Here is a 24,008-nt window from a genome sequence, read left to right as displayed (position 1 = left end):
GGCCTGCGGTCAGCTCCCGTCCGGACGGACCACGAGGGCGGCGGTGCGCAGCAGGATCTTGGCGTCCTGCCACAGGGTCCAGCCCTCGATGTAGCGGTTGTCGAAGCGGGCCCGGTCCTCGATGGAGGTGTCCCCGCGCAGGCCGCTGACCTGGGCCAGGCCGGTGAGCCCGGACGGGACCCGGTGCCGGTCGGCGTACTCGGGGTAGGCCTGGCTGAACCGCATGACGAAGTAGGGGCGTTCGGGGCGCGGGCCGACCAGGCTCATGTCGCCGCGGAGCACGTTCCACAGTTGCGGGAGCTCGTCCAGCGAGGCCTTGCGCAGGAACTTGCCGACGGTGCCCATCCGGTGGTCCTGCGCGATGTTCCAGCGAGTGGCCGACTCGTGCTCGTTGCTGGGGCGCAGGGTGCGGAACTTGAGGAGGGTGAACACCTGGCCGTCCAGGCCGGTGCGCTGCTGGCGGAACAGCACGCCAGGGCCGGTCTCCCAGCGCACCGCGAGGGCGCAGGCGGCCAGCACCGGAGAGATCAGCAGCAGGCCGAGGCCGGCCGCGGCGATGTCGAAGCCGCGCTTGACGGCCCAGCCGTGGCGGCGCATCGCGGGTGCGCCGAGGCGCAGGCAGGGGAAGCCCCACAGGTGGTCGCCGGTGCCCCGCACCGAGTCGAACTCGCGCAGGCCGGGCAGCAGCCAGACCTGGCAGCCGAGCCGGGCGGCGTGCCGCAGCGCGGCCAGCGTGTCGGCGTCGTAGGCGGCGCCGCCGGTGGCCAGCACGTGGTGGACGCGGTGGCGGCGCAGCACCCGGCCGAGCGCCTCGCGGCCGCCGAGCACCGGCAGCGGGCTGCCGGTGGGCAGCAGCAGCGGGTCGGCGTCCAGGTAGCCGACCGGCCGCAGGCCGTACTCGGGACGGGCGGTGAGCACGTCGGCGATCCGCTGGCCGAGTTCGCCGGCGCCGAGGATCAGCGCCGGGCTGGGACGGCGGCGGCGGGCCCGGCGGGTGAGGTGGTGGACGTAGGCGCGGCCGAGGGCGGCGAGCGGGAGCATCAGCATCAGCATGGCCAGCAGCCGCAGCGGGCCCATCGCGCCGAGGTCGCTCCACTGGTCGGCCCAGTGGCCGGTCAGGCAGGCGTCGGCGGTGACGACGAAGGCGGTGGCGACGGCGGCGCGGGCGGCCAGGGCGGGGAACTCGTCCAGGGCGGAGAGGCTGAGCCGGGCGCGATAGAGGCCGCCGGCCAGGTTGAGCGGGAGCAGGACGGGCAGCAGCAGGAGGGCGGTGGCGAACGGCCGGGCGGCGGCCGGGGCGGTGGCGGCGGCGGACAGCGCGACCGCCAGGGTGTCGGCGGTGGCGAGTGCGAGCGGCAGGGCGACCCGAGAGTGCAGCCGGCCGCGGTGGCGGCCGACCCCGGCGTAGCTCCTGGTCGGCAGCGCCCTGGACCTCGGCCGGTCGAGCAGTCCCGCGCCGTGATGGTTGCCGTGGCGGCCGGAACCCGCCAGCACGTCGGCCGACCGCGGCACGCTCTCGTGGTCAATGGTCATCAGCGCACGAACTCCCCTGCTGTGAACCCGTCCGGGCAATCACCTGCTGCCGAAAACAGCGACTGCCCATTCCCCTGGGAGAAAATGGGGACGAAGCAGGCAGAATCAGACATTACCGAACGCCTTTGCGCGCACCGGCAGCTGACAGGCCATTTCATTCCACCCGCCTAATAATCCGACATCCAGGAGGGAAGGCCACACCTGTACGGGCGGGCGTCCACGGCCTGACAAACGATCAGAACCACTGCGGGACACGGGATGTACGGCCCGCCGGGACCACTCGGCTCCGAACAATAGTCCGGTAAATGGCCGCCACCTGCGAGATTACTTGCCGGATATCGTGATTTTCTGCCACGTGCGCCCGGGCCAGCACACCGTGCCGTTCGCATTCGATCCGATCCGACAGGAATTCGACCAGCCGTTCGCTCATCGCACCGAAATTCTCCGGCGGCACCACCGAACGGCCGAGCTCGCCGGGCGGCACGCACTCCCGCGCCCCCGAAACGTCGGTCAGCAGCACCGGCCGCCCGCAGGCCATCGCCTCCAGCGGCGCCAACGCCATCCCCTCCCAGCGCGAGGGCAGCACCACCAGGTCGGCGGCCGCCAGCCACAGCCGCGGATCCGCCACATCGCCCACCAGCCGGACCCGGGACGGATCGGGCAGCGCCCGCACCCGAGCGGCCAGCGCCTCCGCGTCCGGGCCGCCGCCGACCAGCACCAGCCGGGCCGCCGGCAGCCGGGGCTGCACCTGCTCCCAGGCGTCCAGCAGCACGTCCTGGCCCTTCTGCCGGCACAACCGGCCCACGCACACCGCCAGCGGGGCGGACTGCTCCAGGCCCAGGGTCATCCGGGCGGCCCGCCGGGAGGCCTGGTCGGCGGGCGTGAAGTGCGCCAGGTCCACGCCGTTGGGCACCACCCGCCAGTGGGCGAGCAGCCCGGCCGCCACACCGTCCGCCTTCTCCCGTTCGCTGACGCACAGCACGGAGCGGGACCACCGGGTGGCATACCGCTCCCAGCGCAGGCTGGCCCGGGCGAGGGCGCCCTCGACGGCGGCGAACGACCAGGCGTGCGGCTGGAACACGGTGGGCACGGCGCCGCGGGCGGCCAGCCGGCCGGCCAGCCCCGCCTTGGCGCTGTGCAGGTGCAGCACGTGCGGCTCGGCGCGGCGGATGATCCGGCGCAGCCGCCACGCCTCGCCGACGGTGCCCGGGCCGGGGGAGCGTTCGGCGGGCCAGTCCAGCACCCGGGCGCCGGCGGCGGCGGCCTCGCGGGCGAGCCGACCGCCGGGCGGGCAGGCCACCAGAACCCGGCAGCCCGCCGCACGCTGCCCGCGCGCCAGGTCGGCCACCACCCGGGCCACGCCGCCGTCGGTCGGTTGGGAAACATGAAGGATCGTCATCTGCACGGCCCGGAGCCTAAGTTGACGACCACCTGCCGGCCGGGGCCGCTTCACCCGTCCCGGGGAACCGGCACACCCGCACGGATGACGCCCCGTGCGGGTGTGTGAATAATCGCGAGGCCCAAACCCGGCGAGGCCCAAACCCGGTGGGGCCCAATCCCGGTGGGGCTCAGCCGAGTTCGGCCGCCAGCTTGGCCAGCACCTGGTCGTGGATCCGGTTCAGGCCCTTGGGCGCGAAGGTCCGCTCGAAGAAGCCGCCGATGCCGGTCGCCCCGGTCCAGGTCGCCTCGACGGTGACCTTGCTGCCGCGCTCCCCGGCCGCCGCGACCGTCCAGGTGATCACCATCGAGGAGTTGGCGTCGGTCTCCACCAGGGTGTCCGGGCTCGGCGCCGTCACCGTGAACAGGCAGTCCCGGACCCGCTTCTCGGTGGCCTGGAGCTTCCAGTGCACCTGGGTGCCCGCGCCGGTGCCGCCGGCCCGCACCTGGTACTCGCTGTACTGCGCGGGCAGCAGCTTCGGCCGGGTCACCGCGTAGTCGGCCAGCGCCTCGTACACCCGGGCCGGGTCGGCCCCGTACGTCCGCTCGGTGGTGGCGTGCACCTTGCCCATCTGTTCATCTCCTCGGTCCGGTCATCTGCGCATCTGCACTCGACGTCGCCGCCAAGCCAACCACCGCGCCCTGCCCCCGCCAAACCGGGAACGGGCGGCCGTCGGGGCAGGCGTTAGGGTGGGCGGATGCTGGATGAGGTGACGGCGCTGCGGTACGTCGATCCGCTGCGGGCGGGCGGTTCGGTGCCCGGGGTGGTGGAGGCCGACGACCTGGGCACGTACGTGGTGAAGTTCACCGGTGCGGCGCAGGGCGTCAAGGCGCTGGTGGCCGAGGTGATCGTCGGCGAGCTGGCCCGGCGGCTGGGCCTGCGGGTGCCGCCGCTGGTGCTGGTGGACTTCGACCCGGCGGTGGCGGCGAACGAGCCCGACCAGGAGATCCAGGACCTGCTGAAGGCCAGCGCGGGCCGCAACCTGGGCATGGACCTGCTGCCGGGCGCCCGGGACTTCAAGCCGGGGATGATCGAGGTCTCCCCCGCCGAGGCCGGCCGGGTGGTCTGGTTGGACGCGCTGACCGGCAACGTCGACCGCAGCGTGCACAACCCGAACCTGATGGTCTGGCACGGCAGGCTCTGGCTGATCGACAACGGCGCCGGGCTGATCTTCCACCACCGCTGGTCCTCGGCCCACGCCTCGGTGCACAAGCGCTACGACCTGAGCGGCCACGCGCTCGGCGGCTACGGCCCGGACGTGGCCGCCGCGGACGCCGCGCTGGCCCCCCTGGTGACGCCCGAACTGCTGGCCGAGGTCGCCGCGTTGGTGCCGGACGCCTGGCTGGCCGACGAGCCGGGCTTCGACTCGCCGGCCGCCGTCCGGGCCGCGTACGTGGAACACCTGGCGGCCCGGGTCGCGAACTCGGCGGCCTGGCTGCCGGAGGGGTTCGCCACCCCGGAGCAGATCCGGGCCGCCGAGGAGCGGGCCGCCGCGGCCCGCACGGCGGCCCGTCCGGCCTGGCTGAAGCAGGTGCCGAACCGGGCCGGCCTGGCCTCGGTGGAGTCGGACTGGTCCCGGCACATCGATGGCGAGAGCTGACCTGCGGCCGGCCGCGCCACGATCGACGCCGCCGACGCGCGGCCGGTCACACCGCCCGTGGAGCGGCTTCGCGGTGGTGCGGCCGGTCGCGCCACCCGTGGAGCCGCTGACGCGGGGTCAGTTGCGGAAGGTGTCCGCGGCCTTGGCGGCGGACACCACCCCGGCCCCGTAGAAGCCGTTGTTGGCGGTGGTGCCCTCGCAGGTCGCCTTGTACGCCCCGGTGCCGCCCGGGTTGAACTCGCCGGTCGGGCAGGCGTGCGGGTCGGCCTGGGTCACCAGCAGGCTGCGCAGTTGCTCCGGCCCGGCGCCCGGGTGGGTGGAGGCGAGCAGCGCGAGGACACCGGCCACGTGCGGGGCGGCCATCGAAGTGCCCGACATGTAGCCGTACTTGTCGCCGGGGAGGGTGGAGAGCACCGAGCCCCGGCGGTCGGGGGTGTCGGGCAGCTGGTAGCGGGAGTCGCCACCGGGGGCGGCGACGGTGACCTTGTTCAGGCCGTAGCTGGAGTAGTAGGACTTGTCGCCCTTGACGCCGATCGCCGAGACCGCGACCACGCCCGGCAGTTCGGCGGGCAGGTCGAGGCAGCTGGCGTCGATCGGCCGGCTGCCGGGGGTGGTGTCGTCGGGGCTGCTGACATCGACGGTCTTGTGCGCCAGGTCGATGTTCTCGTTGCCCGCGGAGGCGACGTTCAGCACCCCGCCCCGGCGGGAGTAGTCCACGGCCCGGCGGACGGCCTCGCTGACCGCTCCCTGGTCGGGGTCGCCCGCGCAGTTGAACATCCACGGGTCCACGTAGTAGCTGTTGTTGGTGATCGTGAAGTGGTGCTCGGCCGCCCACACGAAGCCGCAGATCGCGTACTCGGGGTAGATGAACCCGCCGTTGTCGACCACCTTGACGGCGGCCAGCCGGACGCCGGGGGCGACGCCCTCGATGCCCTTGCCGTTCTTGGCGGCGGCGATGGTGCCGGCCACGTGGGTGCCGTGGGAGCTGCTGGTGGGCTGCCAGGACTGCCAGTTGGTGTCGGGGCTGCCGCTGAGGCAGGACGCGGAGAGCGACGGGTCGACGGCGGCGGCGAGATCCTCGTGGGTGGCGTCGATGCCGGAGTCGAGGACGCCGACCACCACGTCGCGGCTGCCGAGCGTCGAGGCGTGGGCCCGGTCCACGCCGATCTGCTTCATGTCCCACTGGTTGGCCCAGAGCGGCTCGTTGCCGTCGGCGGCCGCGGCGGGCACCTCGGCCTCCTCGACGGCGGCTTCGACGTCGGCGGCCTGGATCCCGGCGGTGCGGCTGGCGCCGACCGAGTCGATGGTCTTCGACTGGCGCAGTCTGGCCGCGAAGCCGGGGTCGCCGGAGCGGGCGATCACCACGCCTATCTGCTCGTACGAGGCGACCACGCTGCCGCCGGCCGCCTGGATCTCGCGCTCGGCCTTCTTGGTCTGCCCGTGGTTGGCCTTGGTGTTGACCACGTAGTTCATCGGCTGCCCGGTGGCGGACGTGCCGGCCGCCGTGGCGGCGCCTGCTGCGGGTCCGGCGAGTGCGCCGGCCGTGACGAGTGCGAGACCTGCGGCGAGGAGTGCGGAGCGGCGGATGCGGGGAACGCTCATAGGGGTGGACCCTCCCGGCTGATGGCAGACGCGATCGAGGTGGTCGAAGGCGCGCGAATGGCCGGGAGACTATTCAGCCCATATGACAAAAATCAAGAGGTAGTAAAGCAATCGTCGTAGACCGGACGAGTGCCCGACCGCTGCCGGTCGGGGACGTGAAACCTACGAACGCCCCGCCAGCACCCTGGCCATCCCCCGGCGCAGCCGTGCCGAGGCCCCGGCCAACCGCCCCAGCGCCCGCACCTGCTCGACCGGCACCTCCGGCCGCCCCGCCAGCGCGAGCGTGGCGGCGTACGGCCGCTGCCCCGCCGTGAGACGCTCGGCCACCGCCGCGAGCACGGCACCCAGCACCGTCCCGTCCGCGCCCGGGTGTTGGGCCAGCAGGCACAGCAGTCGGTTGTCGTTCCAGTCGCCGCGCCGCACCCCGGCCAGCAGCAGCAGCGCGTCCGGCGGCGTCTGCGGGTTCTCGGCGAGTGCCTGGTCGACGAAGGGCAGCCCGACGTCCGTCAGGGCCCGCAGCTCGGCGGGGTCGGCCGAGGCGCGGGCCGCGGCCAGACGATCGGCGGGCGTGGGCACGGGCTCGGACTCCTCGGGGCGGTCGGGCCCGCCATCGTGCCAGGCACGGGCGGTCGGCCGCCACAGCGTTTCGACCGGAGCTACGGGCGCGCGCAGACCTGGACGAGGGCGTGGCGGCCGTCGGTGCGCCACGCGGCCCCGCTGCCGTCCAGCCGGGCGACGGTGGCGGCGTCGAGGCCGACGATCACGTCCGATTTCAGCGTCCGCAGCGCAGCGACGGGCGACGGGAAGTGGCTCACGGTCTCGCTGAACGGCGTGGTCGGCGGCCAGAGCCGGTCGCCGACCAGGCGGCGGTAGTTGAGGTCGCCCTTGAGGATCGTCATTGTCGCGGCGGCGAGCTCGGCACGGAGGTCGGCCGGCAGGTCGTGGAACGGCAGTGGCGCGCAGAAGAACGGGTGCGTGCGGACCACCAGCGCGCCACTGTTCATCGCCCGCCACAGCCGCCCGCCGACCGCCCCGGCGGCCGGCGAGGGCGCGGTGCGCAGGCGTTCGACGGAGGCGAGGACGTCGGCCGTGGTCGCGTCCGACACGTAGTACGGCTGCGGCTTCACGTACAGGACGACCTGCGCCGCCAGGCCGCCGGCCAGCAGGTGGTCGGTCAGCACCAGGTCGGGCAGCAGCTCCCGGCCCGCGTTGTCCGCGATGACGCAGACCCGCCCGCCGGCGGCCCGTTCGAGCTCGGTCCAGAGCCTCGCGCTGTCGTCGGCGACCAGGCCGGACGCGGCCGTCCCGGTGGCCCCGGCGAGCAACTGGAAGCCGAGGTCCGCGCGGTTGCCCCACAGCGCGGACGACAGCAGCACCTCCGCCCGACGGGCCTCCGGCAGACCGTCGAGCCCGCCCAGCGCGGCCAGTTCCTCGTCCACCGCCGTACCGGCCAGCTCGGCGTTCTTGAACGGCGCGAACGGGTCGATGCCCTGCCACGCGCCGGGCCCGAAATAGCCGACGGCGTCCAGCAGCCGGTGGTAGAAGTAACTCTCCGCCCACAGGAACGGCGCCTCCCCCCAGGGCCGACCCCACAGGCCCGCTCCCCACTCCCGCCACCGCGCGGCACCCGGGGCGTCCGCACCCGGCGGCTCCAGCACGCCGGTGGTGCTCTCCGCCAGCAGCCGCTCCACCGCCACCCGCTGGGCCGGGCCGTACGGCAGCGCGTCAAGGACCTGCTGGACGAGCTTGGGGTGGCGCTCGTGGAAGACACCCCGGGCGAAGGACCCGGGAACATCACTGCGGATCACGGGTGCGTTCGACACGACGGGGACTCGTCTCTCTCGTCATCAGCGGGCGACGGGCCCGTCGCTGCACCCGAGACTAGGCCCTGACCGCCCCGGCCGCCGGGCCCGCCGGGGCGCGGGGCAGACCGGGGTGCGGGCGCCGGACTACGCGGAGGGGTCGGCCTGAGCGGCGCCGTGGCGGGCGGTGAAGTCCTCGGCGAAGAGGGCGAGCAGGACGACGTCGGTGGGGCGGCCGGAGAGGAGGACGTGGCGGCGCAGGCGGCCCTCCTCGGTGAAGCCGAGGCGCTGCTGGAGGTGCAGGGAGGGGTGGTTGTGGGCGAAGACCCTGGCGGTGGCCTTGTGGTAGCGGCGTTCCTCGAACTGGTGGCGGATGACCAGCCGGGCGGCCTCACTGGCGTAGCCGCGGCGGCGGTGTTCGGCGGCGATGGTGATGCCGTACTCGAACCAGCCGTTGCGCGGGTCGGCGTGGTGGACGCCGACGGAGCCCACGGGGGTGCCGTCGGCGCGGGACTCGACGATCAGGACGTAGGTGTCGCCGGACGGGTCGGCGGTGGCGTGTTCGCGGGCGACGGCGTTCCAGCCCTCGGTGGAGCGCGGGGGGTTGAGCAGGTCGCCGAGGCGCTCCTCCTGCTCGGAGAGGCGGGCCAGTAGCGGTCCGTCCTCGGTCTCGACCGCCCGCAGGCGTATGCGTTCACCCAGCCAGTAGCTCGTCATCCGATCTTCGTACCACTCGCCGCGGCGGTGCATCAGGCCGTTCCGCGAAACCCTCGCAGGTTGCGAAAACGGCCCGCCCGGCCGCACCGGGTGCCTAGAATCGGCTCGCCCGGCGCGCGCACCGAGCAACACCCGGACGCCCCCGGCCAGTTGACAGCACTTCGACGAGAGGGGCGGCGATGGCGGGCGAGGAGATACCGGGAGCGCGGGAGGAACTGCGGCGGCGCGGCGAGCGGCTGTACGCGGAGTTCGCGGCGCTCCTGGAGGCCTTGGCGCCCGGGGTGGCGCCGTCGGCCCAGCTGCCGGAGCATCCGGAGATCACCGCGTTCGGCAATCCGCTGAGCTTCGGCCACCACCGCCAGGTCGTCCTCGACCCTCAGCCGACCGACCCGGACCTGCTGGCCCGGGCGGAGGCCCAACTCGCGGACTGGCAGCGGACGGTGGAGCGCACCGAGTCCGGCTCGGCGGTCCTGCACGCCTGGCGGGACGGGATGACGATCCGGCTGCACTTCCACCCGGTGCGCGGTCTGACGCTGTGCCGGGCCGATCTGGAGCCGATGGCGCTGCACCTGCCGGAGGTGTTCGTCCGCCCGGAACCGCTGCTCGCGCCGGAGGACGTCCAGCCCGGCTACGAGCTGTGCCCGGAGTGCGAGGGGCGGTGCTCGTGCGATCGCTGCTGGGGCCGGGGCTGGACGATGGGCGGCATGACCTGGGGCGGGCGGACCGAGGGCCGGGTCCGCTGCGGCGACTGCCAGGGCAGCCGGACGTGCCCGTTCTGCCGCGGCATGGGCGAGCGCCCCGCCCGCTGAGCCCGCCCGCCGGGCCCCGCCCGCTGAGCCCACCCGCCCGCCGTGACCCGACCACGCCGGGCCCCGGCCACCGTGACCCGCCCGGGAAAAGTTTTCGCGCCCGCCCTGTGACACGCGAGGCACCTCGTCGCGTCTGGAGGGTGACAGGGTGGACGGCCGGGGAGAACAACGAACGTGGCAGGAGCATCAGTGCGCGGCGGCGAGCTGGAGTACGCGGAGTTCGCCGCCAACCGGTCGGCCCCGCTGTACCGTTCGGCGTGCCTGCTGACGGGTGGTGACACCCATCTCGCCGAGGATCTGGTGCAGGAGACGCTGAGCCGGATGTACGTGGTGTGGCGTCGGCCGGGGCGGCTGTTCGGCGGCCGGGCGATAGAGAATCCGGCGGGTTACGCGCAGGGGGTGCTGTACCGGCAGTTCATCGATCACCACCGGCGGCGCAGTTCGCGCGAGCGCCCGGTCGCCGAGCTCCCGGACCTGCCGGACCCGACGGGCGACAGCACGCTGCGGATGACGCTGCTCCAGGCGCTGGGCCGGCTCGCGCCGCGCGATCGCGCGGTGCTGGTGCTGCGTTACTGGGAGGACGTCAGCGTCGAGGAGACGGCGGCGATCCTGCGCTGCCGCCCGGGCGCGGTCCGCTCCCAGTCCTCGCGGGCGCTGGCCCGGCTGCGCGACCTGCTGGGCGACGGCCTGGCCGACCTCGCCGCGCGCTGACGCGCCGCCGGCACCACCAGTACCGCCCCTTGTTCCTCCTTTTCGCTTCCCCGAGACGGTGATCACGCATGCCCGCACTGCCCGAGCAGGACTTCGAGGACCGGCTGTGTCAGGTCTTCCACGAGACCGGGGAGAGGTTCGTTCCCGACATCCCGCTGCTGGCCATGGGCGGCGCGGCCCGGGGCCGCCGCCGGCGGCGCCGCAGGCTGGCGCTGGGGTCGGCCGCCGCGATGCTGGCGGTGAGCGGGGTGACCGCCGCCGTCCTGCCGAACGCCCTGCGCACGGACAGTGTCGGCCCGGCCGCCGTCGCGCCCGCCCCGTCCGGGGACGGCGTGCCCGACGGTGCCCGGATTCCGCAGGAGGCGCACATGGTCTCGGCGGTGGCGGAGCGCCTGCCGAAGGAGCTGAGGATCGTGCGCTCCGACGGGTCGGCGGCCGGGTCGGCCGCGATCCCGACCACCCAGGCGTGGGCGGAGCTGACCCTGGACGACGGCCACGGGCAGAGCCTGCTGGCGGTTCGCGTCAACCACGGCGGCCAGCGGTCGGCCCGACCGTGCCCGGACGAACCCGCCCCGGACGTGAAGTGCCAGGAGGAGACCCTGGAGGACGGCAGCATGGTGGCCGTCACGCAGTTCACCTCGCAGGGCAAGGGCCCGTATCGGTACGCCGGGGTCGAGTGGACCACCCCGGACGGGATGCGGGTCACCGCCACCTCGTACAACGTCGGGCGGAAGACCGGCGAGTGGACCAGGCCGGAGCCGCTGCTGAGCGTCGCCCAGCTGTCGGCGCTGGCCATCGACCCGGCCTGGCGCACCTTCGAGGCCTCGGTGCGCCAGACCCTGCCGGGGCTCCCGGCCGCCGACACCCCGGTGCAGCGGCCCGACCTGCTGCCGCCCGGCCTGAAGGTGGTGGCCGGCACCGCCGGCCCGGAGCAGACGGCGACGCTGGTCGACGGCGACCGGACGGTCGTCCTGCGGTTCCAGGAGGAGCAGGCCGACACGTCGGCGCGGGCCTGGTTCGCGGACGCCCCCGTGCTGCCGGACGACACCCGCATCCGCAGCGTCGAAGGCCGCCCCGTCCCGAACGCCCAGGGCTCCACCGAGACCATCGTCGACCTGCTGCGCCCGGACGGCCGCCGGATCCGCGTGACAGCGGTCAACCCGGCGGGCGCGGGCCACCCGGACGCGGGCCGGCCGCCGCTGATCACGCTCGACCGGCTGACCGCGATCGCGCGGTGCCCGGGTTGGACGGTGCCGTTCCCGAAGGACTGAGTCACGTCCGGTACAGGGCGCGCAGGTCCTCCAGTGCGGCGCCCGCCCGGGCGGCGAGGTCGGCGTGGGCGACTTCGTGGTGGGCGACCGCGAAGGTGACGGTCTTCGGCTTGGACGCCCACTCGTACAGGTTCGGTGCGGCCCGGCGCAGATGGACCATGGTGCCGACCGCGTTGGTGACGAAGGACAGTTCCAGGCGCGGGAGTTTGCGCTTGCCCCGGGCGGGGTCGGTGAGGAACAGCGACTGGTAGCCCTCGTTGTACTGGTCGGAGTCCGGGATGTAGTCGGCGATCACCCGCGCGGAGCGTTCCGTGTAGCCGAGTTCACCGAAGGCTCCGATGGCGGCGGCCACCGCGACCGGCGGCGGCACCCGCAGGGCGGCTTCGGACCGGAAGCCGAGCTCCCCGGCACGAGTGTTCAGCGTGGCCCGCACCGCGAGGCCGATGCCGAAGTCCTGGCCGCCGTACTCGGTGAACGGGCATTCCCAGGACAGCCGGCGGCGGAACGTCACCTGCCGTTCCTCGCCGGGTGCCAGCGTGAACCAGCTGTCGCCGACGTCCAGCCAACCGATCTCCAGCTCGGAACGCCCGCCGTCCTCGTCGTAGGCGTCGGCCACCAGCCGCGCGTCAAGGCCCTGGAGTTCCAGTGCGCGGCCACCGGCCCGGATCACCACATGTCCGGTGACCCACTGGTCCGTCAGTTCCAGTTCGCCCAGGACCAGTTCGACCGCCGACGGGTCCGGTTGCGCTCCTTCGCGGCCGAAGCCGAACCTTCCCCGCATGGCCACCGGCGGCTCCCCTCCTCGGTGCGATCAGGGGGTGAGCATAACCGGGCCGGGGGCTAGGCTTTGCCCGAACTTTCCAGGGGGAGGCGGACGATGGGGCTGCGCAAGCTGTTCGGGTTCGGCGGCGAGGACGGCCAGGGGCCGGAGATCGACACCGTGATCACCACCATGTCCCCGCAGCCCGGGCAGCGGATCGAGGGCGAGATCCTGTTCCGGGCGGGCGGGTCGAAGCTGCGGATCGACGGCCTGTACTTGCGCGTGGTGGGCAAGGTGAAGCAGTCGGACGGCAGCACGGCCGACCGCGAATGGGCCTACCTCTCCCCCGAGCGTGCGTACTTCGAGGTGGAGCGGCGCACCGAGCAGCGGGTCGGCATGAAGGGCCGACTGCCCTGGGACTGCCCGGTGACCGAGCTCGCCGGCAGCTCGACGGGGATCGACCTCTCGCTGGTCACCACGATCGGGGACGCCGTGCGGGACGTCGACTTCGTGCACGTGGCCGCTTCCCCGCTCCACGAAGCGGTGATGGAGGCGTTCCTGACCAAGGGCTACCGCTGCACCGGGTCGGTGCTGCTGGACGAGCACGTGCCGGACATCGAGCACCGCCACTCGTGGATCCAGACCTTCCATCTGGAGGATCCGGCCGGCGACCCGGCCGGTTTCCCTACGCTGGAGGTCACCTTCTTCAGCAACCCGGTGGGGGCGATGGTGTACGTGCGCCGGGCGGCCCGTCACCTGACGTGGTGGAACGACAAGCCGCCCGCGGTGCCCTTCCCCGTCGCCCACCACGAGGCCGGCGAGACCGACCTGGGCCCACGGCTGCGCGACGCGCTGGCGTCGCTCGCGCTGCTGGACCGCTCGGCGCGCTGACCGCCCGTCAGTAGCGGTAGCGGAGCGCCTCGATGATCTCCGCCGGGGCCAGGCCGGCGAACCGGGCGATCTCCGCCTCCCGGACGTCGATCACCGCCTGCCACAGTGACTCCCCCATCGCGGCGCGCAGCACCTCGGACTTGCGCAGCGCGTCCACGGCCTGGCCGAGCGTGGTGGGCAGACGTTCGGCGACGCCGTCCGGGTCGCCGGTGGTTTCGGCGGGCAGGCGCAGCGCGTCGCCGAGGCCGGCCAGGCCGGCGGCCAGTACGCCGCCGACGGCGAGGTAGGGGTTGGCGGCGGCGTCGAAGCACTTGACCTCGGCGTTGGCCTGCTCGGGCGCGGAGCCGGTGATCAGCCGCAGTGCGGCCTCCCGGTTCTCCAGCCCCCAGCAGCGGTGCGGGCCGGACCAGTGGCCGGGTACCAGCCGCAGGTAGCTGGCCACCGACGGGGCGCCGAGTGCGAGCAGCGCGGGCAGTTCGGCCAGTACCCCGGCGAGGAACGCCTCCGCCTCCCGGGTGAGGCCGTGCGGGCCGGTGCCGCCGTGGCCGAGGTTCTGGCCGTCGCGCCACAGGCTGAAGTGCAGGTGGCCGCCGTTGCCGACGCCGCCGGGGGCGGTGACCGGCGCGAAGCTCGCCCGCAGGCCGTGGCGCAGCGAGACGGCCTGCACGGTGTGCCGGACCAGCAGGGCGGTGTCGGCGGCCTCGACCGGGCCGCCGGGGGCGACGGACAGTTCGAACTGGCCGTCGCTGTACTCGGGGTGCAGTTGGAGCACCGTCAGCTTCTGCTCGCGCAGGGCGCGCAGCAGGTCGCGCAGGTAGTCGCTGTTGCCGATCAGGCGGCGCATGCCGTACGCGGGCCCGGCTTCGCCGCCCTCGACGATCCACTCGACCTCGATGCCGGCCTGCACGGTCAGGCCGCGCTCGGCGAGTGCCTCGACGGTGCGGCGGGCGAACTGCCGCTGGCAGCCGGGGTGCGGTTCGCCCTGCTGGGTCCAGCGGTCGCCGGGGGCCCAGGCCCAGCCGGGCTGGGCGGCGAGCCGGCGCAGCGCGGCCAGGTCGGGGACCAGCCGCAGGTCTCCGACGGGGTTGCCGGACGGGGCGAGCGAGTCGTCGGCCAGGAACGCGTCGAAGGACGGCGAGGCGCCGACGCCCCACCGGGCGGCGCTCTCCAGACCGCGGACGGGGACGGTCTTGACCCGCGTGACGCCGGCGTTGTCGACCCAGCCGACGATCACCCCGTCCACGCCCTCGGCCTCGATCCTGGTGGCGGCCAACCGGGCCTCGGCGGCGCGCTCGGTGCGCGGCTTCATGGTGCTCATGCACCCATGCTGGCCTGCGAGGATGCGGCGCACGGGCGACTCGGCCGAGAGCTCACCCGTCCGTGGAGTTTCAAACGTGACGCGAGTCACATCGAATGATGAAATTCCGGGGACCAAGTCCCCGTTTGAAACTCTGTCCAAGCAGAAACGGGGAGGCTCTCCCCACTCCTGCGACCACCTCCTGCGGCCACCTCCTCCGGCCTCCGCCCGCTCGAAGGGAGCGCACCATGACCACCGTCGCCGCCCCCCGCCGGCGCGCGGACGCCACCCGCAACCGCGCGCGCATCGTCGCCGCCGCCCGCGAGGCCTTCGTCGACCACGGGGCGATGGCCCCGCTCGACGAGATCGCCCGCCGGGCCGGCGTCGGCAACGCCACGCTCTACCGGAACTTCGCCGACCGCCGGACGCTGATCCACCAGGTGTCGCTCGCCGTCATCGACCGGATCGTGGCGCACGCGCACGCGGCCGCCGCGGAGGAGCCCGACTCCTTCGCCGCGCTCAGCCGCTTCGTGCACGCCGCCGCCGACGAACGGATCGGCGCGCTGTGCTCCCTGCTGTCCGACACCATCGACCCGCACGACCCCGAACTCGCCGACGCCCGCACGGAGTTGACGAAGGTCACCGAGGACCTGGTGGCCCGTGCGCAGGCCGACGGACTGCTCCGCACCGACATCGGGGCGGGCGACGTCGTGGTCGCCGTCTCCCAGCTCACCCGACCGCTCCCCGGAACCGGCTGTCTCGACCTGCACCCGCTGGTCCACCGTCACCTCCAACTCCTGCTGGACGGGCTGCGCACCATCGCCCCGTCCGCCCTGCCCGGCCGCGCCGTGACCCTGGAGGACCTCGCACAGCGCGCCTGAACCACCCCGGCCGCCGACCGGCCGCCGCGCTCTTCCGACAGGCAGTCCGACCGGGCCGCCTGCAAGCTTTTCGCACGTCTCGTACGCTCTCTCGCACTCACAGGTGGGTACCTCCATGTCCGAAACCCTCCAGCCGGATCCACGCCGCTGGAAGGCGTTGATCTTCATCGCGCTGGCCCAGCTGATGGTCGTCCTCGACGCCACCGTCGTGAACATCGCGCTCCCCAGCGCCAAGGAAGACCTCGGCTTCGCCGACAGCACCACCCAGTGGGTCATCACGGCCTACGCGCTGGCCTTCGGCGGACTGCTGCTGTTCGGCGGCCGGGTCGCCGACCTGTGGGGACGCCGCCGGACCTTCATGCTCGGCCTGGTCGGCTTCGCCGCGGCCTCCGCGATCGGCGGCGCCGCCGTCAACACCACCATGCTGCTCGGCGCCCGCGCCCTGCAGGGCGTGTTCGGCGCGCTGCTCGCCCCGGCCGCGCTGTCGCTGCTCGCGGTGATGTTCTCCGACGGCAAGGAGCGCGCCAAGGCGTTCGGCATCTACGGCGCCGTGGCCGGCGGTGGCGGTGCGCTCGGCCTGATCCTGGGCGGCGCCCTCACCGAGTACCTGAACTGGCGCTGGACCTTCTACATCAACATCCCGTTCGCGGCGATCGCCATCGCCGGCGCGGTCCTGGTCATCCGCGAGCCCGCCGCCGGCCTGAACCGCAACCGCCTCGACATCCCCGGCGTCCTGCTGGTCACCACCGGCCTGGTCTCCCTGGTCTACGGCTTCACCCGCGCCGAGAGCGCCGGCTGGGGCGACAGCTCCACCATCGGCCTGTTCATCGCCGCCGCGGTGCTGCTCGCCGCGTTCGTCCTGGTCGAGCGCCGGGTCAGCGCCCCGCTGCTGCCGCTGCGCGTGCTCACCGACCGCAACCGCGGCGGCGTCTACCTCTCGCTCGGCATGGCCGTGATCGGCATGTTCGGCCTGTTCCTCTTCCTCACCCTCTACATGCAGGGCGTGCTGCACTACAAGCCGGTCGTCAACGGTCTGGCCTTCCTCCCGATGGTGGCCGGCATGATCACCGGTTCCACCCAGATCGGCGCCCGCCTGATGACCCGGATCCCGGCCCGCTACCTGATGGCGCCCGGCTTCCTGGTCGCCTCGCTCGGCCTGCTGATCCTCACCCGGATCGAGGTCGGCACCTCGTACTGGCAGATCCTGCCCGGGCTGATCCTGATGGGCCTCGGCATGGGCACCGCCTTCATGCCCGCCATGAGCCTGGCCACCTACGGCGTCCAGCCCCGCGACGCGGGTGTCGCCTCCGCGATGGTCAACACCTCCCAGCAGGTCGGCGGCGCGATCGGCACCGCCCTCCTCAGCACCGTCGCCCACAGCGCCGGCACCGAATGGGCCAAGTCCCACGCGGCCACCGCCACCGACCCCCAGCTGTTCCAGCTCCAGGCCCAGGTCCACTCCTACTCCACCGCCATCTGGTGGGCCGTCGGCATCCTGGTCCTGGCCTCCCTCACCGCCTTCACCCTGATCAACGCGGGCAAGCCCGAACACCACGAGTCCACGTCCGAGCTCGAGGACGCGGTTCCCGTCATGGCGCACTGACGCCACGCCACACACGAGCGGCCCGCCCGGAACTCTCCGGGCGGGCCGTTTCGCGTTCGGGAGTCAGCGGCTGAACTCCTTGAGATCGCCGACCGACCGGCGTGCGCACCTCCCTCTTCCTACTCGCCAGTAGCTGGGCTACAGTGTCGGCACGCGCCAGCGCCGGGCTTCGGGAGCCGCACCGGGCGGTTGCGTTTCTTCTTCTGTGTGTGCGCGTCGGCGTCGCTTCATGATCCTGTCGGAGCGCCTGAGCACCACGGCACTGCCCCTCGACGGAACCGGAGCGGACCGGTCCGGAGCGCGGGGTCGCCGCTGTTCTTCTTCCGTTCCCTTTTCTCCCGTGCCGTCGGCACACCCTCCCCCGTCGTACCCCGGCATGCCCGGGTGGTGGCGGGGGCCGTCGGCACGGGCCCATGACTAAGGAGTCTGGTCAATGGAGCGTCCCTTCCCCACTGTTGCCGTGGTCGGCCTGGGCACCATGGGTGCCGGGGTGGCCGTGGCGGTGGCCCGTAGCGGCCGGCGGGTGATCGGCGTGGAGGCCGGTCCGGCGCAGGCGGCGCGGGCGCTGGCCCGGATCGAGGCGTCGACCGCCCGGGCGGTGGCGCGTGAGCGGCTGACCGCCGAGGAGCGCGCCGCGCTGCTCGCGCTGATCGAGGTCGGCGACGACCTGTCCGCGGCCGCGCAGGCGGATCTGGTGATCGAGGAGGTCCCGGAGGACCTGGAGCTCAAGCGCGGCCTGTTCGCCGAGCTGGACCGGATCTGCCCGCCGGAGACGGTGCTGGCGACCGGCACCACCGCGCTGAGCGTGACCCGGATCGCGGCGGCCACGGCCCGCCCGGAGCGGGTCCTGGGGGTGCACTTCTTCAACCCGGTGCACTCGATGAAGCTGGTCGAGGTGGTCCGCACGGTGCTGACCTCGCCCCAGGCGGCCGCGCAGGTCGCCGAGTTGGCGCGTGACCTGGGCAAGGAGCCGGTGGCGGCGGGCGACCGGGCCGGTTTCATCGCCAACGGCCTGCTGTTCGCGTACCTGAACCAGGCGGCGGCGATGTTCGAGTCCCGGTACGCCACCCGGGAGGACATCGACGCGGCGATGCGGCTGGGCTGCGGCCTGCCGATGGGCCCGCTCGCACTGCTGGACCTGATCGGTGTGGACACCGCCCGTACCGTGCTGGAGGCGATGTACGAGCAGTCCCGGGACCGCCTGCACGCCCCGGCGCCGATCCTCGGCCAGCTGGTCGCGGCGGGCCTGCTGGGCCGCAAGTCGGGCCGCGGTTTCTACACGTACGAGGCCCCGGGCTCGTCCCAGGTGGTCGCCGAGGAGGCGGTGGCGGCCAAGGCGCGTCCGGCCGGCCGCGAGGTGCGCAGCGTCGGTGTGTGCGGCAGCGGAACGATGGCGACCGGCATCGTGGAGGTGTTCGCGAAGGCGGGCTTCCCGGTGCTGCTGGCGGCCCGCAGCCAGGAGAAGGCGGAGCGGGCGAAGGCGCAGTTGGCGAAGTCGCTGGAGCGTTCGGTGTCGAAGGGCCGGCTGACCGAGCAGGCCCGGGACGCGGCGCTGGCGCTGGTCACCCCGACCGGCGGCTACCAGGAGCTGGCGGACGTCGATCTGGTGGTGGAGGCGGTGGCGGAGGACCTCGCGGTCAAGCGCGAGCTGTTCGCCACCCTGGACAAGATCGTCAAGCCGGGCGCGGTCCTGGCCACCACCACCTCCTCGCTGCCGGTGATCTCCTGCGCGACGGCGACCGGCCGTCCGCAGGACGTGATCGGCATGCACTTCTTCAACCCGGCGCCGGCCATGAAGCTGGTCGAGGTGGTCTCCACGGTGCTGACCGCCGAGGACGTCACGGCGACGGTGCTGGAGCTGTGCGCGAAGGTGAGGAAGCACCCGGTGGAGTGCGGCGACCGGGCCGGTTTCATCGTGAACGCGCTGCTGTTCCCGTACCTGAACGACGCGGTGCGGATGCTGGAGGAGCACTACGCGACGGTGGACGACATCGACACCGCGATGAAGCTGGGCTGCGGCTACCCGATGGGCCCGTTCGAGCTGCTGGACGTGGTGGGCCTGGACGTGTCGCTGACCATCGAGAAGGTGCTGCACCAGGAGTTCCGGGAGCCGGGTCTGGCGGCCGCGCCGCTGCTGGAGCACCTGGTGGCGGCGGGCTGCCTGGGCCGCAAGACCGGCCGCGGTTTCCGCGACCACGCGCGGCGATGACCGGCCGTCCGGCGTCCTCGCCGAGCCCGCGGCCGTCGCCCGCCGGGGGCGTCAACCCGGCTGCGCCGAGGCCCTCCTGGGGGTCCGGCGCGGTCTCCTCGCGGTGGCCGCGGCCCGCCGTGGTGCCGCCTTCGGCGCCGGTGCGCAGGGCCAGGCCGGCGGGGGCGGCACCGGGTGCGTGTAGCGTTCCCGACATGGATCGCCAGACCTCGCTCTCCCAGCAGCAGCAGCCGGCCGCCGGGCACGACCAGCCGCGGTCGGGGGTGGAGTCCGGGCCGGGCAGCCGCCGGGCCGCCGCCCAGCGGCTGCAGATGCGCCAGGACCTCACGGCGGCCGCCATGCAGCTGTTCGCCACCCAGGGGTACGAGGAGACGACGGTCGATCAGATCGCGGCCGCCGCCGGGGTGGCGCGGCGCACCTTCTTCCGGTACTTCCGGTCGAAGGAGGAGGCGATCTTCCCGGACCACGACGACACCCTGGTGCGGGTGGCGGACCTGCTGGCCAGCGCGGAGCCGGAGGAGCACCCGCTGGACGTGGTGTGCCGGGGCATCAAGGAGGTGCTGCGGATGTACGCCTCCACCCCGGACATGTCGGTGGCCCGCTACCAGCTGATCCGGCAGGTCCCGGCGCTGCGCGAGCGGGAGATCGCGGTGGTCTCCCGGTACGAGCGGCTGTTCACCCGGTACCTGCTGGGCCGGTTCGACGCGGCCGAGCAGACCCCACCGGGCTGGCAGCGCGGCGGGGACGACGACTCGATGCTGGCCGAGGTGTCGGCGGCGGCGGTGGTCGCGGCGCACAACCACGTGCTGCGGCGCTGGCTGCGGGCCGGCGGGCACGGCGACGTGGAGGCGCAGCTTGACCACTCCTTCGAGGTGATCCGGGGGACGTTCTGGCCGACCCCGCCGAGCGGTGCCCGCCGCCGCGGCACCACGCTGGCACCCGGTGCCAATGGTGACGGAGTGCCACCGGAGGACTCGACGGCCGTGAGCGCACTGAGTGCCAGCCCCGGCGGTGAGGTGCTGATCACAGTGGCCCGCACGGATGCCCCGCTGGAGACCGTGGTGGATTCGATCCGGGCCGCGCTGGCCGGCCGAAGTGCCATGTAATCCAGGCGATTTCAGCAGGTGACAGACAGAATCGAAGGCCCGTTCCCGTTTTCGGGAACGGGCCTTCGAGCGTTCCCGGCAACCCTCGGACCCGCGTGTTCTGGCTCACGTCGGAAGTTGGCACCCTGTGTCTTTACGAGTGGCACAGGGTGCCACTACGTTGTTGCCACCGGTCGCGGCGCCGCGGCTCCCCACCTCGGCGCGCCGTCGTCCGGCGTCCCCTCACCTGGGGGACGTGCCCGCGCGACCCACCCTTCCGTCGCACCACCGCAGTACCCCGCCCTCAGACCCTCAGCGAAGCCGGTGTCCGCTCCCGGCTCCCCCAGACGCCCTGTGTCCCTCGCACAGGTACGCCTTCGGAGGCAGCCATGCAGGAAATTCTCGACGCGATCCTCAGCGGCAACGCCACGTCCGCCGACTACGCGGGCCTCACGCTGCCCGAGTCCTACCGGGCCGTGACGCTCCACAAGGACGAGGAGCAGATGTTCGCCGGCCTCGCCAGCCGCGACAAGGACCCGCGCAAGTCGCTCCACCTGGACGACGTCGCGCTGCCCGAGGTCGGCCCGGGCGAGGCCCTGGTCGCCGTGATGGCCAGCGCCGTCAACTACAACACCGTGTGGAGCTCGATCTTCGAGCCGGTCTCCACCTTCGCCTTCCTGGAGCGCTACGGCCGGCTCTCGCCCCTGACCAGGCGTCACGACCTGCCGTACCACGTGGTCGGCTCCGACCTGGCGGGCGTGGTGCTGCGCACCGGCGCCGGCGTCAACGCCTGGCAGCCCGGCGACGAGGTCGTCGCGCACTGCCTGTCGGTCGAGCTGGAGTCCCCCGACGGCCACAACGACACGATGATGGACCCGGAGCAGCGCATCTGGGGCTTCGAGACCAACTTCGGCGGCCTGGCCCAGCTCGCGCTGGTGAAGACCAACCAGCTGCTGCCCAAGCCCAAGCACCTCACCTGGGAGGAGGCCGCCTCCCCGGGCCTGGTCAACTCCACCGCGTACCGCCAGCTGGTCTCGCGCAACGGCGCGGGCATGAAGCAGGGCGACAACGTGCTGATCTGGGGCGCCAGCGGCGGCCTCGGCTCGTACGCCACCCAGTACGCGCTGGCCGGCGGCGCCACCCCGATCTGCGTGGTCTCCAACGACGCCAAGGCCGACATCTGCCGGGCCATGGGCGCCGAGGCGATCATCGACCGGTCCGCCGAGGGCTACAAGTTCTGGAAGGACGAGAACAACCAGGACCCGCGCGAGTGGAAGCGCCTGGGCGCGAAGATCCGCGAGTTCACCGGCGGCGAGGACGTCGACATCGTCTTCGAGCACCCCGGCCGGGAGACCTTCGGCGCCTCCGTCTACGTCACCCGCAAGGGCGGCACCATCGTCACCTGCGCCTCCACCTCCGGCTACATGCACCAGTACGACAACCGCTACCTGTGGATGTCGCTGAAGCGCATCGTCGGCTCGCACTTCGCCAACTACCGCGAGGCGTACGAGGCCAACCGCCTGATCGCCAAGGGCAGGATCCACCCGACCCTCTCCAAGGTGTACGCGCTGGAGGAGACCGGCCAGGCCGCCCTCGACGTGCACCACAACAAGCACCAGGGCAAGGTCGGCGTGCTCTGCCTGGCCCCCGAGGAAGGCCTGGGCGTGCGCGACCACGAGTTCCGCGCCAAGCACCTCGACAAGATCAACCTCTTCCGCGAGCTCGACGAGCGGAACAACAAGCACAGCAGGACCATCTGATGGGCACTCAGGAACGCGACCGCCCCTGGCTGATGCGCACCTACGCCGGCCACTCCACCGCGAGCGACTCCAACGCGCTGTACCGGCGCAACCTCGCCAAGGGCCAGACCGGCCTGTCGGTGGCCTTCGACCTGCCGACCCAGACCGGCTACGACTCCGACCACGTCCTCGCCCGCGGCGAGGTCGGCCGGGTCGGCGTGCCGGTCGGGCACCTGGGCGACATGCGGACCCTGTTCGACGGGATCCCGCTGGAGCGCACCAACACCTCGATGACCATCAACGCCACCGCCATGTGGCTGCTGGCGCTGTACCAGGTGGTCGCCGAGGAGCAGGGCGCGGACATCGCCAAGCTCACCGGCACCACCCAGAACGACATCGTCAAGGAGTACCTGTCGCGCGGGACGCACGTCTTCCCGCCCGGCCCGTCCGTGCGGCTGATCACCGACATGATCGCCTACACGGTGGCGCACATCCCGAAGTGGAACCCGATCAACATCTGCAGCTACCACCTGCAGGAGGCCGGGGCCACCCCGGTCCAGGAGATCGCCTACTCGATGTGCACCGCGATCGCCGTCCTGGACGCCGTCCGCGACTCCGGGCAGGTCCCGGCCGAGCGGATGGGCGAGGTGGTCGGCCGGATCTCCTTCTTCGTCAACGCGGGTGTCCGCTTCGTCGAGGAGATGTGCAAGATGCGGGCCTTCACCCGGCTGTGGGAGAAGGTCACCCGCGAGCGCTACGGCATCGAGGACGCCAAGCAGCGGCGCTTCCGCTACGGCGTGCAGGTCAACTCGCTGGGCCTGACCGAGGCGCAGCCGGAGAACAACGTCCAGCGCATCGTGCTGGAGATGCTGGCCGTCACGCTGTCCAAGGACGCCCGCGCGCGGGCCGTCCAACTCCCGGCCTGGAACGAGGCGTTGGGCCTGCCGAGGCCGTGGGACCAGCAGTGGTCGCTGCGGATCCAGCAGGTGCTGGCGTACGAGTCGGACCTGCTGGAGTACGGCGACCTGTTCAACGGCTCGCACGTGGTGGAGGCGAAGACCGAGGAACTGCTGGCCGGCGCCGAGGCGGAGATCGCCAAGGTGCTGGAGATGGGCGGGGTGATCCCGGCCGTCGAGTCCGGCTACCTGAAGTCCAACCTGGTGGCCTCGCACGCCGCCCGGCGGGCCCGGATCGAGGCCGGCCAGGACCGGATCGTCGGCGTCAACTGCTTCGACACCACCGAGGACAGCCCGCTCACCGCCGACCTGGACACCGCCATCATGGTGGTCGACCCGGCGTCCGAGCGCTCGGTGCTGGCCAACCTGGAGGCCTGGCGCGGCAGTCGGGACGAGGCCGCGGTGCAGCGCGCGCTGGCCCGCCTGAAGGAGGTGGCGGCCACCGAGGAGAACCTGATGGAGGCCACCTTGGCCTGCGCCCGGGCCGGCGCCACCACCGGCGAGTGGTCGTTCGCGCTGCGCGAGGTGTTCGGCGAGTACCGCGCCCCCACCGGGGTCGGCGGTGCGCCGGTCGCGGTCGCCGCCGAGCCGGGCGGCGAACTCGCCGCTGTCCGCGAGGCGGTGGCCGCCACCGCCGCCGAACTCGGCACCGGCAAGCTCCGCCTGCTGGTCGGCAAGCCCGGCCTGGACGGGCACTCCAACGGCGCCGAGCAGATCGCCGTCCGGGCCCGCGACGCCGGCTTCGAGGTGGTCTACCAGGGCATCCGTCTGACGCCCGAACAGATCGTCTCCGCCGCCGTCGCCGAGGACGTGCACTGCGTGGGCCTGTCCATCCTCTCCGGCGCGCACCCGGAGCTTGTGCCCGACGTCATACAGCGGTTGGACCGGGCCGGGGTGGAGGATGTGCCGGTGATCGTGGGTGGAATCATCCCCGCAGCGGATGCCGAGGCCCTCAAGGCCGCCGGAGTCGCTGCCGTGTTCACACCCAAGGACTTCGGCATCACCACCATCATCGGCCGGATCGTGGACGAGATCCGGCTGGCCAACAGGCTTCAGCCGTGGGCCGCGACCACCGCCGCGACCAGCTGACCCGGAAGGAAACTC

At 73.0% G+C, this 24,008-nt stretch carries 20 protein-coding genes; 11 read left to right on the top strand and 9 right to left on the bottom strand.

Features of this window, described 5'->3' with window-relative positions; all coding sequences use genetic code 11:
• Positions 1–9: 9 nt before the first annotated feature.
• The 3 genes from ACFV18_RS23095 to ACFV18_RS23085 form a co-directional block, all read right to left on the bottom strand.
• The gene (locus ACFV18_RS23095; RefSeq protein ID WP_380486073.1) at positions 10–1,533 is read right to left on the bottom strand and encodes a sugar transferase; all 1,524 of its coding nucleotides are present in this window, start codon (positions 1,531–1,533) and stop codon (positions 10–12) included.
• Positions 1,534–1,768: 235 nt separating this feature from the next.
• The gene (locus ACFV18_RS23090; RefSeq protein WP_380486071.1) at positions 1,769–2,932 is read right to left on the bottom strand and encodes a glycosyltransferase; all 1,164 of its coding nucleotides are present in this window, start codon (positions 2,930–2,932) and stop codon (positions 1,769–1,771) included.
• A 169-nt stretch (positions 2,933–3,101) separates the two neighbouring features.
• Positions 3,102–3,542 carry an SRPBCC family protein gene (locus ACFV18_RS23085; protein ID WP_380486068.1) on the bottom strand — a complete coding sequence of 147 codons (441 nt, stop codon included), beginning with the start codon at positions 3,540–3,542 and terminating at the stop codon, positions 3,102–3,104.
• A gap of 126 nt (positions 3,543–3,668) precedes the next feature.
• Here ACFV18_RS23085 and ACFV18_RS23080 point away from each other — a divergent pair, with 126 nt between their 5' ends.
• The gene (locus ACFV18_RS23080; protein ID WP_380486066.1) at positions 3,669–4,571 is read left to right on the top strand and encodes a HipA family kinase; all 903 of its coding nucleotides are present in this window, start codon (positions 3,669–3,671) and stop codon (positions 4,569–4,571) included.
• Between the two features lie 117 nt (positions 4,572–4,688).
• Here ACFV18_RS23080 and ACFV18_RS23075 read toward each other — a convergent pair whose 3' ends face one another.
• The 4 genes from ACFV18_RS23075 to ACFV18_RS23060 all read right to left on the bottom strand — a co-directional run bounded on the left by ACFV18_RS23075 (position 4,689) and on the right by ACFV18_RS23060 (position 8,692).
• A complete protein-coding gene (locus ACFV18_RS23075; protein WP_380486065.1) occupies positions 4,689–6,173 on the bottom strand; it encodes a S8 family serine peptidase in 1,485 nt (494 codons plus the stop codon).
• A 162-nt stretch (positions 6,174–6,335) separates the two neighbouring features.
• The gene (locus tag ACFV18_RS23070; RefSeq protein WP_380486063.1) at positions 6,336–6,749 is read right to left on the bottom strand and encodes a hypothetical protein; all 414 of its coding nucleotides are present in this window, start codon (positions 6,747–6,749) and stop codon (positions 6,336–6,338) included.
• An 80-nt stretch (positions 6,750–6,829) separates the two neighbouring features.
• Positions 6,830–7,996, bottom strand: a complete 1,167-nt coding sequence (locus tag ACFV18_RS23065) for a damage-control phosphatase ARMT1 family protein (RefSeq protein WP_380486061.1) — start codon at positions 7,994–7,996, stop codon at positions 6,830–6,832.
• Between the two features lie 126 nt (positions 7,997–8,122).
• Positions 8,123–8,692, bottom strand: a complete 570-nt coding sequence (locus tag ACFV18_RS23060; protein ID WP_380486058.1) for a GNAT family N-acetyltransferase — start codon at positions 8,690–8,692, stop codon at positions 8,123–8,125.
• Positions 8,693–8,871: 179 nt separating this feature from the next.
• Here ACFV18_RS23060 and ACFV18_RS23055 point away from each other — a divergent pair, with 179 nt between their 5' ends.
• The 3 genes from ACFV18_RS23055 to ACFV18_RS23045 all read left to right on the top strand — a co-directional run bounded on the left by ACFV18_RS23055 (position 8,872) and on the right by ACFV18_RS23045 (position 11,483).
• A complete protein-coding gene (locus tag ACFV18_RS23055; protein ID WP_380486056.1) occupies positions 8,872–9,501 on the top strand; it encodes a hypothetical protein in 630 nt (209 codons plus the stop codon).
• A 174-nt stretch (positions 9,502–9,675) separates the two neighbouring features.
• Positions 9,676–10,212 (top strand): SigE family RNA polymerase sigma factor, encoded by a 537-nt coding sequence (locus ACFV18_RS23050; RefSeq protein ID WP_380486055.1) that lies wholly within the window; start codon positions 9,676–9,678, stop codon positions 10,210–10,212.
• Positions 10,213–10,280: 68 nt separating this feature from the next.
• Complete coding sequence (locus ACFV18_RS23045; protein WP_380486053.1) at positions 10,281–11,483, top strand: hypothetical protein; 1,203 nt, start codon at positions 10,281–10,283, stop codon at positions 11,481–11,483.
• 1 nt (position 11,484) lies between these two features.
• Here the strand turns inward: ACFV18_RS23045 and ACFV18_RS23040 are convergent, their stop codons facing one another.
• Complete coding sequence (locus ACFV18_RS23040) at positions 11,485–12,264, bottom strand: sporulation protein (protein WP_380486175.1); 780 nt, start codon at positions 12,262–12,264, stop codon at positions 11,485–11,487.
• A gap of 96 nt (positions 12,265–12,360) precedes the next feature.
• Here ACFV18_RS23040 and ACFV18_RS23035 point away from each other — a divergent pair, with 96 nt between their 5' ends.
• Positions 12,361–13,134, top strand: coding sequence for a sporulation protein (locus tag ACFV18_RS23035; RefSeq protein ID WP_380486050.1), 774 nt, complete (start codon positions 12,361–12,363; stop codon positions 13,132–13,134).
• Positions 13,135–13,141: 7 nt separating this feature from the next.
• Here ACFV18_RS23035 and ACFV18_RS23030 read toward each other — a convergent pair whose 3' ends face one another.
• Entirely contained in the window at positions 13,142–14,452 is a 1,311-nt protein-coding gene (locus ACFV18_RS23030) for a glutamine synthetase (RefSeq protein ID WP_380486048.1), read from the bottom strand.
• A 227-nt stretch (positions 14,453–14,679) separates the two neighbouring features.
• Between ACFV18_RS23030 and ACFV18_RS23025 the strand changes: the two genes are divergently transcribed.
• The 6 genes from ACFV18_RS23025 (at position 14,680) to ACFV18_RS23000 (ending at position 23,993) form a co-directional block, all read left to right on the top strand.
• The gene (locus ACFV18_RS23025) at positions 14,680–15,312 is read left to right on the top strand and encodes a TetR/AcrR family transcriptional regulator (protein ID WP_380486046.1); all 633 of its coding nucleotides are present in this window, start codon (positions 14,680–14,682) and stop codon (positions 15,310–15,312) included.
• Between the two features lie 115 nt (positions 15,313–15,427).
• Positions 15,428–16,915, top strand: coding sequence for an MFS transporter (locus tag ACFV18_RS23020; RefSeq protein WP_380486044.1), 1,488 nt, complete (start codon positions 15,428–15,430; stop codon positions 16,913–16,915).
• Between the two features lie 433 nt (positions 16,916–17,348).
• Positions 17,349–19,124 carry a 3-hydroxyacyl-CoA dehydrogenase family protein gene (locus tag ACFV18_RS23015; protein ID WP_380486043.1) on the top strand — a complete coding sequence of 592 codons (1,776 nt, stop codon included), beginning with the start codon at positions 17,349–17,351 and terminating at the stop codon, positions 19,122–19,124.
• Positions 19,125–19,318: 194 nt separating this feature from the next.
• Complete coding sequence (locus ACFV18_RS23010) at positions 19,319–20,230, top strand: TetR family transcriptional regulator (protein ID WP_380486042.1); 912 nt, start codon at positions 19,319–19,321, stop codon at positions 20,228–20,230.
• 368 nt (positions 20,231–20,598) lie between these two features.
• Positions 20,599–21,969, top strand: a complete 1,371-nt coding sequence (ccrA, locus tag ACFV18_RS23005; RefSeq protein WP_380486040.1) for a crotonyl-CoA carboxylase/reductase — start codon at positions 20,599–20,601, stop codon at positions 21,967–21,969.
• Positions 21,969–23,993, top strand: coding sequence for a protein meaA (locus ACFV18_RS23000; protein WP_380486038.1), 2,025 nt, complete (start codon positions 21,969–21,971; stop codon positions 23,991–23,993). Before ccrA ends, ACFV18_RS23000 begins: the two co-directional genes overlap by 1 nt.
• Positions 23,994–24,008 lie beyond the last annotated feature (15 nt).

The organism is Kitasatospora sp. NPDC059673, assembly GCF_042734215.1.
Lineage (GTDB): Bacteria > Actinomycetota > Actinomycetes > Streptomycetales > Streptomycetaceae > Kitasatospora.
Note: the sequence above shows the minus strand (reverse complement) of the source record. Positions and strands in the feature narration are given on the sequence as shown.

Bases quoted from the DNA above. Each gene is read 5' to 3' on its own strand.
- ACFV18_RS23095 (WP_380486073.1), bottom strand. From the start codon at position 1,533: ATGACCATTGACCACGAGAGCGTGCCGCGGTCGGCCGACGTGCTGGCG.
- ACFV18_RS23090 (WP_380486071.1), bottom strand. From the start codon at position 2,932: ATGACGATCCTTCATGTTTCCCAACCGACCGACGGCGGCGTGGCCCGG.
- ACFV18_RS23085 (WP_380486068.1), bottom strand. From the start codon at position 3,542: ATGGGCAAGGTGCACGCCACCACCGAGCGGACGTACGGGGCCGACCCG.
- ACFV18_RS23080 (WP_380486066.1), top strand. From the start codon at position 3,669: ATGCTGGATGAGGTGACGGCGCTGCGGTACGTCGATCCGCTGCGGGCG.
- ACFV18_RS23075 (WP_380486065.1), bottom strand. From the start codon at position 6,173: ATGAGCGTTCCCCGCATCCGCCGCTCCGCACTCCTCGCCGCAGGTCTC.
- ACFV18_RS23060 (WP_380486058.1), bottom strand. From the start codon at position 8,692: ATGACGAGCTACTGGCTGGGTGAACGCATACGCCTGCGGGCGGTCGAG.
- ACFV18_RS23055 (WP_380486056.1), top strand. From the start codon at position 8,872: ATGGCGGGCGAGGAGATACCGGGAGCGCGGGAGGAACTGCGGCGGCGC.
- ACFV18_RS23045 (WP_380486053.1), top strand. From the start codon at position 10,281: ATGCCCGCACTGCCCGAGCAGGACTTCGAGGACCGGCTGTGTCAGGTC.
- ACFV18_RS23040 (WP_380486175.1), bottom strand. From the start codon at position 12,264: ATGCGGGGAAGGTTCGGCTTCGGCCGCGAAGGAGCGCAACCGGACCCG.
- ACFV18_RS23035 (WP_380486050.1), top strand. From the start codon at position 12,361: ATGGGGCTGCGCAAGCTGTTCGGGTTCGGCGGCGAGGACGGCCAGGGG.
- ACFV18_RS23030 (WP_380486048.1), bottom strand. From the start codon at position 14,452: ATGAGCACCATGAAGCCGCGCACCGAGCGCGCCGCCGAGGCCCGGTTG.
- ACFV18_RS23025 (WP_380486046.1), top strand. From the start codon at position 14,680: ATGACCACCGTCGCCGCCCCCCGCCGGCGCGCGGACGCCACCCGCAAC.
- ACFV18_RS23020 (WP_380486044.1), top strand. From the start codon at position 15,428: ATGTCCGAAACCCTCCAGCCGGATCCACGCCGCTGGAAGGCGTTGATC.
- ACFV18_RS23015 (WP_380486043.1), top strand. From the start codon at position 17,349: ATGGAGCGTCCCTTCCCCACTGTTGCCGTGGTCGGCCTGGGCACCATG.
- ACFV18_RS23010 (WP_380486042.1), top strand. From the start codon at position 19,319: ATGGATCGCCAGACCTCGCTCTCCCAGCAGCAGCAGCCGGCCGCCGGG.
- ccrA (WP_380486040.1), top strand. From the start codon at position 20,599: ATGCAGGAAATTCTCGACGCGATCCTCAGCGGCAACGCCACGTCCGCC.
- ACFV18_RS23000 (WP_380486038.1), top strand. From the start codon at position 21,969: ATGGGCACTCAGGAACGCGACCGCCCCTGGCTGATGCGCACCTACGCC.